Below are 7,891 nucleotides of genomic sequence, written 5' to 3' on the forward strand. Positions count from 1 at the left end.
GCCATCGTCATCGCTTCTTCTTGGTCGTGGGTAACCATGATGCAGGTTACGCCGACTTGTTCCAGCGTGTTGACCAATTCCAGTTGGGTTTGTTGGCGCAGTTTTTTATCGAGTGCGCCCAAAGGTTCGTCAAGCAGCAGGATTTTAGGACGTTTCGCCAGGCTGCGTGCCAAAGCGATACGTTGTTGTTGGCCGCCGGAAAGTTGGTGCGGCTTGCGTTTGGCGTATTTGGTCATTTGCACCAGGCGCAGCATTTCTTCCACGCGGGCATCGATTTCGCCTTTAGGCATTTTGTCTTGTTTCAGACCGAAAGCGATATTTTGCTCAACGCTCATGTGCGGGAACAGGGCATAGCTTTGGAACATCATGTTGATTGGGCGCTCGTACGGAGCAAGCTTGGTAATGTCTTGGCCGTCGAGAATGATTTTGCCCTGATTTGGGCTTTCCATGCCTGCCAACATGCGCAGCAGCGTAGATTTGCCACTGCCTGAGCTGCCCAAAAGGGCAAAGATTTCATGTTGGTAAATGTCCAAGTCGATGTTATCGACAGCGTAATTGTCACCAAACTTTTTCACCAAGCCTTGGATTTGCAGATAAGGTTTGGCTGAAGACGCAGTGGTTGCGGTCATAATGGCAATACTCCAAAAAGAAAGACGAGTACCGGCAAAACGGATTTTCGAATGGGTGATAAAAAGCTGTTTGATTGCTGGCGGGAGCCGGACGGAGGCCGTCTGAAACTCTTGTAAAGCGCACGGGCAGCGTGGATAGAAAGCAGTTTAAGCCTAAGCTTTTGCTCTCGGCAAACTCGATATTATATTAGCCTAAGCCTCATAGGGGCAATATGAAATTGCTTGTATCGGCTGATTTGAAACAAATATGAAAGGAAAGGCAGGCAGGGGAACAGGATAGCGAAAATGGGTAACGTTGTTTTTCTGCACAAAGTGGCTTAATTGTTATTTATATGTCTTAAATAATTATTCAAAATAGAATAAAATACGCAAATTGCATTTATTTGCTAAAACCATAATGGATCACGTTTTATATCGGGAGAGGCGGGTTTGCTCAAAATTGAAACTAAATCCGCTATATAAATAAAAGGGAAAACATGAGTATCAAAGAATGGCCTGAAGGGGAACGGCCGCGCGAGAAGCTCTTGGCGCATGGTGCGGCGGCGTTGAGTGATGCGGAGTTGCTGGCGATTTTGTTGCGTGTCGGAACGCGCGGTATGAGCGCGGTCGATTTGGCTCGTTATTTGTTGAGCGAGTTTGGCAGTTTGGGGAAGCTGATGAGTGCGGATGCCAAAACACTCGCTGCTTATAAGGGCATGGGCTTGGCGAGCTATACTCAATTTGCAGTGGTCAAAGAAATCGGGCGGCGGATTTTGGGTGAGGATTTGCAGGAGCAGATGGTTCTGTCAAACCCGAAATCGGTTGCGGATTATCTGCGCCTGCATCTTGGGCATGAAAAAATCGAGGTCAGCGTTGCTTTGCTTCTCAACCGTCAAAATCAATTGATTGCGGTACGGGAATTGTCGCGTGGTACGGTGGCGGAAAACACGGTTTATATCCGTGAAATCGTCAAATTGGCATTGGATGAATACGCCGACAGTTTGATTTTGGCACACAATCATCCGGGTGGTTCGGGAAGGCCGTCTGAATCTGATGTGCAGTTTACAGAGCGTTTGAAACAGGCTTTAAGTTTGGTCGATATTACGCTGTTGGACCATTTTATCGTGACGGCAAAAGAAACCTGCTCTTTGCGCGAACAGGGCTATATGTAAGGATGAATGTTCAGACGGCCTCAGTAGGATTGGTTACCTTACTGAGGCCGTCTAAAGGATTATTGCGCTACTTCGTCGGATGAATCTTCCTTATAGACGATTTCTTCCGATTTTGGCTTTTCTTTGCTCTTTTCCTTCTCTTTTTCTTTATCCTTGTCTTTTTTACTGTCGGGAATGGCGGCATCAATCACTGCCCCCGTTCCTTTGACGACCAATTTTCCGGCAGTCAGGACGGTTGTGGCAGCCAAATCGACAGCCGCGCCTATAACGCAGCCGTTAAGCGTCAGACAAAGGGCAAGTGCCGGAAGCAGGCGTTTTGTGCATCTCAATGACTGCATCCGCAGTGTCCTTCATGATGATGGCCGCATCCGAGTGCTTCTTGCCAAGCATCATCATCGCCGTCAAATTCTTCAACTTCGTCAAATTCGCCGTTTTCTACCATGCTTACCAGCTCTTCCAGGCTTTCTGCGCCTTCTACCCAAAAGCAGGGAATATCGGGTGGTGTGTCGGGGGCAAGCAGGGCGGCTTGCTGGTCGTGCCAGGCAATCCAATAGCCGTTTTGCGTTTGTACGAATACGGCATCGGGATGAATGGTTTCGTTTTCGGTATTGACAAGCATTCTGGCAGCGATATCGGTTTGAAAAGGTAAGGTTTGCATGATGGTTTGAGAATGTGGGAAAAGAAAATATTGTAACACGGCAAAAACAAACGCACCGTCTGAGGCAGGCGGTGCGTTTGTGTCTCGGCAACTTGGGTGCGGTCAGTTTAGAAGTGTCAGCCGCACCGGGAATGTCATTCCGTCAAGATTATTTGTCGTTGTTAGCCAAAACGAAGCGGTAAATAGCCGCGCCAACTGCTGCGCCGGCAATAGGAGCCAACCAGAACAACCACAGTTGTTCAACAGCCCAGCCACCTTGGAACAAGGCAACGCCGGTAGAACGTGCAGGGTTAACGGAAGTATTGGTCACAGGAATGCTGATCAAGTGAATCAGGGTCAGACCCAGGCCGATGGCGATAGGGGCAAAGCCGGCCGGAGCCAATTTGTCGGTAGAACCCATGATGATAATCAGGAAGAATGCGGTCAGTACGAATTCGATCAGCAAAGCAGCCATCATGTCGTAACCGTTAGGAGAGTGCTCGCCGAAACCGTTGCTGGCAAAGCCGGAAGCAACAGCATCAAAACCGGTTTTACCGGAAGCAATCAGATACAGAACGCCCGCGGCGGCAATCGCACCGATAACTTGGGATACGATGTAAGGCAACAGGTCTTTACCGTTGAAACGGCCGCCGATGAAAAGGCCGACGGAAACGGCAGGATTGAAGTGGCCGCCGGAAATGTGGCCGACGGCGTAAGCCATGGTCAGTACGGTCAAGCCGAATGCCAAGGCGACACCGGCAAAACCAATGCCAAGTTCAGGGTAGGCTGCTGCCAAAACTGCGCTGCCGCAGCCGCCGAATACCAGCCAGAAAGTGCCGAAAAATTCTGCAAAATATTTTTTCATTTGTTTTTCCTCGTAAAGGGTGGGGGTGTTGCCGAAGGCATGAATCATAATAATATTGCTTCTAATCGAAAAACGGATTTACCTGTTTTTTCCGGTCTTGACAAAAGGCAGTCTGAAAATGGCGACAAATGGATAGGGACATATATTTGGCAGGTCGAATTTTGATTATTGGGACTGGATTTATTTGATAGCGAAGCAAATGCCGTTAATGCAAAAGCATTTGTTTTTGTAAGAAATGCCGTTTACAGATTACTTATTTGCTTGTTTATTTAATTGGAATCTCTGAACCCATTATCTGATTAAAAAAGGCCGTCTGAAAACTTTTCAGACGGCCTTTTATTGATGGAGATAAGTTAATCTAAATGCTCACTGCTTTGCGCCAAGATGGTGCGGTTGCCATTGTTTTCCGCCGGGGAAACAATACCGTCGGCTTCCATTTGATCAATCAGGCGGGCAGCGCGGTTGTAGCCGATGCGCAGTTGGCGTTGGATATTGGAAATGCTGGCCTTACGCGATTTCAAGACAACGGAAACGGCTTCGTCATACATGGGGTCGAGGTCGCTGTCGTTGCTGCGGCTGGTGCTGGTAAAGTCCTCGGTCGAACCGCTGCTTAAAATATCGTCGATATAGTCAGGCGTGCTGAATTGTTTCAAGTATTCCACTACGCGGTGTACTTCGTTGTCTGATGCGAATGCGCCGTGTACACGTTGCGGATAGCCGGTACCGGGTGGCAGGAACAGCATATCGCCTTGACCGAGCAAGTTTTCCGCACCCATTTGGTCAAGAATCGTGCGGCTGTCGATTTTGCTGGACACTTGGAAGGCAATGCGTGTCGGAATATTGGCTTTAATAAGTCCGGTAATGACATCCACGCTTGGGCGTTGGGTGGCAAGAATCAAATGGATGCCGGCTGCGCGTGCTTTTTGGGCAAGACGGGCAATCAGCTCTTCGATTTTCTTGCCTGCAGTCATCATCAGATCGGCAAACTCATCTACCACGACCACGATAAACGGCAGTTTCTCCAATGGTTCAGGATTTTCAGGCGTGAGGCTGAACGGGCTGCCGATTTTTTCGCCACGAGCGGCGGCTTCGGCAATTTTTTGGTTGAAGCCGGCAAGGTTGCGCACGCCCATAAAGCTCATCAGGCGGTAGCGTTTTTCCATTTCGTTGACGCACCAGTTCAGCGCGTTTGCGGCCAGCTTCATATCGGTTACGACAGGGGCGAGCAGGTGAGGAATGCCTTCGTAAATGCTTAATTCCAGCATTTTCGGGTCAATCATAATCATGCGCACGTCTTCAGGCGTTGCTTTGAAGAGCATGGACAGAATCATGGCATTCACACCCACGGATTTACCCGAACCGGTCGTACCGGCAACCAGCAGATGCGGCGCTTTGGCCAAGTCGGTGACGACAGGCTGGCCGGTGATGTCTTGGCCGAGTGCGAGGGTCAGTTTGGATTTGGACTCGGTAAATGCAGGCGAATTGAAGATTTCGCTCAGGCGGATCATTTGGCGTTTCGGATTAGGCAATTCCAAGCCCATGCAGGTTTTGCCTGGGATAGTTTCCACCACGCGGATGGAAGCCACGCCAAGCGAGCGCGCCAAGTCTTTTTCAAGGTTCAAAACGGCACTGCCGCGTACACCGACATCAGGCTCAATCTCATAACGCGTAATGACCGGGCCGGAATAGGAGTCCATCACTTTGACTTTAACTTTGAACTCGGCCAGTTTTTCTTCGATGGTAATGCTGTTTTCCAGCAACTGTTCTTCAGTTTGCGAGGCGCTTGGGTCAAACTGCGGCGGCAGGAGCAGGGCAGTGGTCGGCAGGTGTGCCTCGGTCAGGGTTGCCGAAGTTGGAATAGCTATGCTTGGTGTATCTTCTTGAACGCTTGGTTCTACGCTTCGAACAGGCGTTTCAATGACTGTCTGTGTATATTCAGACGGCCTTGCGATTGTTTCAACAGGTTCAACAGGTTCAATCGTTTCAACCGCTTGAATCGCTTCTGTTTCCGCTTGTACAGGCGCTTCCGGCTCACCATCGAATTCTGTTTCTTCTTCCGCAGATTCGCTGATTAAATAATCGCGGATACTGCGTTCAGGCTGATTGCTAACATGCGCATTGACTTGCGAATCAAAAATCGGCACTTGGATTTTATGTTCGAAAGCAGGCGGCTCGGGGATATCAATCGGTGCAATCGAGGTTTGGAAAACGGGCGGCTCGGGAATATCGGTTTTCGCCATCGGGACAACCGGTACGGCAGGCGGCTCGACTACGGTTGCGTTTGGCGCGGCAGGTCGGGAGATATAAGGGGATTTTTTAACAGGCGCAGCCGGTTTTGGACGGGACGGCGTTGCCGATACGGCAGGTTGTGGTGCAACAGCTTCCGTGGCAGCTTGTTTGCGCGCCCATCTTTCGGCGGCCGCTTCGGTATGGCGAACTTGACGGCGCAGGCTGGCAGGACGGCTGATTTGTCCCAAATTGGCCAGAATTTCGTCATTTTCGATGGTGCGCGGAGAGTAGTCGCGCAATGGGGCGACGGCCGCAGCTAGTTTGTGGCGGGCGGCGGTGCGGCGGGCAAGGTTGTCGTGAATATCTTCCGCTTGGATTTCAGAAGGGAATGCCTGCATGGAAGTATAGGGGAGGATGGCTTCTTTTTCGGCAGTTCTTAAGGCCGTCTGAACGGTTTCGATATGCGGCGCATTGGCTTCTGCCACGCGGACATTATTGGCACGCGCCAAGGCACGCTCGCGTGTGCGGCGCAAGATAGGGTCGTTGTAGTCGATGATTTCCATGCCGGTCATCGGCAGGGATGAAGCGCGCAATAATGGAGTTTCAACTTCGTCTTTGTAAATCGGCGCATTTTTTTCTGCCAAATGCTCGTTCCATTCTTCAACCGCTGCTTCGTGCAGGGAACGGGTGGCTTCTTCTAATGTGATTTCTTCAAAATTGCTGTTTTGCACCAAAGACGGGCTGTATTCGGGAGTTTCCATTTGTGCAAACGGCGTGATTTTAGGAATACGTTCCGGTTTGGCAGATTTACGGGTTTTAGGCGCAACTTTGATTTCTTCTTCGGTAGCTGCGATGTGTTCCGGCTCTTCGGCAAACGGCTCTGCTGCATGCTCTTCGTTTGTTTCGGCGCGTTGCGTTTTATTGTGTTCGAGCGCAGAAAGCAGGCGGATACGGGCGATTTTATGGTTGTCGGCAGTGTGCTTGTTCATACTGAACAAACGTTTCAGGCTGTCCAGTTGGTCGGAAAAACCGACCGGGCTGTCTTCTTCGTTTATTTCTTGTTCGTCGCCACTGAGTCGGGCCAATTCTTGGCGCCACTTTTGCTCTTGTTTCTGGCGCCACCAGAACAAGCCGGCTATGACAGCAAGCAGAATTAAAGCCAATATTGTCCAAAGCATGCGTCCATCCCCTTAATTAAACGGCAAAGTCCGTTATTCTAACGCTTTTTTCGGGTAAACAAAACCAGCCGAAACAAGCTTTAACGGCAAAGGCAGACAGGATTGTCAAAGCTATGGCTTGAGACGCGTATAATAGGCCGTCTGAACATTTTGCGGATGAGATGATGATTTTTCAAAACGGATGGTTTCCCGTTGGTGTCGTGATGGCGGCATGGCCTGTGTTGCTGGTGATTTTTGCTTTGTGTGCAAAGCAGGCATGGGTGTCGGTATCGCAGCATCGTTCCGCTTTTTTGGTGGCTGCCGTGATGTTGCCGCTGGCTTGGAGTTTGAATGCCTCCCCGGAAAGCGGACAACTAGCCGGCATGAGCTATCATTTGCTTGCCTTAAACTTGACAGCTTTAATGCTGGGCACTTCTGCCGCTTTCTGCCTTGGCGTATTGCTGTTTTTTCCGTATTTGTGGCTTTGGGGCGATTGGCATATGTTCCCCATCAATGCCTTGTCCGTATTGCTTCCGCCTTTATTGGTGAACTTGGGTTTCCGCCATTGGGTGTCGCGTTTGCCTGCCAATATATTTATCTTTATTTTTCTGAATGGTTTTTGGGCTGCGGCGGTCGGAATGGTGTTTACCGGCGTAATTTTGGTCGGTTTGTTAGACTGGGCGGATGTATTTGATACGACGGTATTATGGAAAACCGCCTTTCCTGTTTTCTTCTTAATCGCTTGGGCAGAGGCATTTTTGAGCGGTATTTCAACAGCTATTTTCATCGCGCTCAAGCCGCAATGGATTTGTACTTTCGATGACGACAGGTATTTGAAATCCGCGCCTAAGATTTGGCAATAAGATATGAAGGCATCCTTGCTGGGTTTTCAGACGGCCTCATGACCGGATGGCCTGTTTTTTGAATTGAATGTTTAACTTGTTATGTTTGCGTATATTTTTCCTATTGTTTGCGGTGCCGCTGTTGGGGCTGTATTGCGTTGGTTGTTTGGCTTAGTGCTGGTGTCTTCTGCGCCTTTTTCTATCGGTACATTGGCGGCAAACTGGCTGGGAGCGCTGCTAATCGGCGTATTGGCAGAACTCTTAACCGATCCGCAATGGCGTTTGCTTTGGATTACCGGCTTTCTCGGCAGCTTGACCACATTTTCAGGTTTTTCAGTGGAGATGGTGGGTTTGATGCAGGCGCAACGTTGGGGCATGGCT

General features: G+C 49.8%; 8 protein-coding genes. 3 read left to right on the top strand and 5 right to left on the bottom strand.

Annotated elements, in window-relative coordinates; all coding sequences use genetic code 11:
* Positions 1-629: ABC transporter ATP-binding protein (locus ACTHUE_RS08150; RefSeq protein ID WP_440423250.1), on the bottom strand; the 629-nt coding region annotated here is incomplete at its 3' end.
* Positions 630-1,105: 476 nt separating this feature from the next.
* Between ACTHUE_RS08150 and radC the strand changes: the two genes are divergently transcribed.
* Positions 1,106-1,780, top strand: coding sequence for a RadC family protein (radC, locus tag ACTHUE_RS08155; protein ID WP_039862480.1), 675 nt, complete (start codon positions 1,106-1,108; stop codon positions 1,778-1,780).
* A 59-nt stretch (positions 1,781-1,839) separates the two neighbouring features.
* On the opposite strand, the gene ACTHUE_RS08160 is transcribed toward radC, so the two are convergent.
* From ACTHUE_RS08160 to ACTHUE_RS08175, 4 genes are all read right to left on the bottom strand, one after another.
* Positions 1,840-2,118 (bottom strand): NF038104 family lipoprotein, encoded by a 279-nt coding sequence (locus tag ACTHUE_RS08160; RefSeq protein WP_004520788.1) that lies wholly within the window; start codon positions 2,116-2,118, stop codon positions 1,840-1,842.
* Positions 2,106-2,438 (bottom strand): hypothetical protein, encoded by a 333-nt coding sequence (locus tag ACTHUE_RS08165; protein ID WP_004520787.1) that lies wholly within the window; start codon positions 2,436-2,438, stop codon positions 2,106-2,108. Before ACTHUE_RS08165 ends, ACTHUE_RS08160 begins: the two co-directional genes overlap by 13 nt.
* A gap of 148 nt (positions 2,439-2,586) precedes the next feature.
* Positions 2,587-3,330, bottom strand: a complete 744-nt coding sequence (gene aqpZ, locus ACTHUE_RS08170) for an aquaporin Z (protein WP_004520785.1) — start codon at positions 3,328-3,330, stop codon at positions 2,587-2,589.
* A 305-nt stretch (positions 3,331-3,635) separates the two neighbouring features.
* Complete coding sequence (locus ACTHUE_RS08175) at positions 3,636-6,689, bottom strand: DNA translocase FtsK (protein ID WP_004520784.1); 3,054 nt, start codon at positions 6,687-6,689, stop codon at positions 3,636-3,638.
* A 164-nt stretch (positions 6,690-6,853) separates the two neighbouring features.
* On the opposite strand from ACTHUE_RS08175, the gene ACTHUE_RS08180 reads away from it, so the two are divergent.
* The gene (locus ACTHUE_RS08180; protein ID WP_049335881.1) at positions 6,854-7,531 is read left to right on the top strand and encodes an energy-coupling factor ABC transporter permease; all 678 of its coding nucleotides are present in this window, start codon (positions 6,854-6,856) and stop codon (positions 7,529-7,531) included.
* An 81-nt stretch (positions 7,532-7,612) separates the two neighbouring features.
* On the top strand, positions 7,613-7,891 hold a 279-nt coding region (locus ACTHUE_RS08185; RefSeq protein ID WP_440423252.1), incomplete at its 3' end, for a CrcB family protein.

Source organism: Neisseria sp. P0021.S005, from assembly GCF_051956955.1.

Bases quoted from the DNA above. Each gene is read 5' to 3' on its own strand.
- ACTHUE_RS08180 (WP_049335881.1), top strand. From the start codon at position 6,854: ATGATTTTTCAAAACGGATGGTTTCCCGTTGGTGTCGTGATGGCGGCA.
- aqpZ (WP_004520785.1), bottom strand. From the start codon at position 3,330: ATGATTCATGCCTTCGGCAACACCCCCACCCTTTACGAGGAAAAACAA.
- ACTHUE_RS08175 (WP_004520784.1), bottom strand. From the start codon at position 6,689: ATGCTTTGGACAATATTGGCTTTAATTCTGCTTGCTGTCATAGCCGGC.
- ACTHUE_RS08160 (WP_004520788.1), bottom strand. From the start codon at position 2,118: ATGCAGTCATTGAGATGCACAAAACGCCTGCTTCCGGCACTTGCCCTT.
- radC (WP_039862480.1), top strand. From the start codon at position 1,106: ATGAGTATCAAAGAATGGCCTGAAGGGGAACGGCCGCGCGAGAAGCTC.
- ACTHUE_RS08165 (WP_004520787.1), bottom strand. From the start codon at position 2,438: ATGCAAACCTTACCTTTTCAAACCGATATCGCTGCCAGAATGCTTGTC.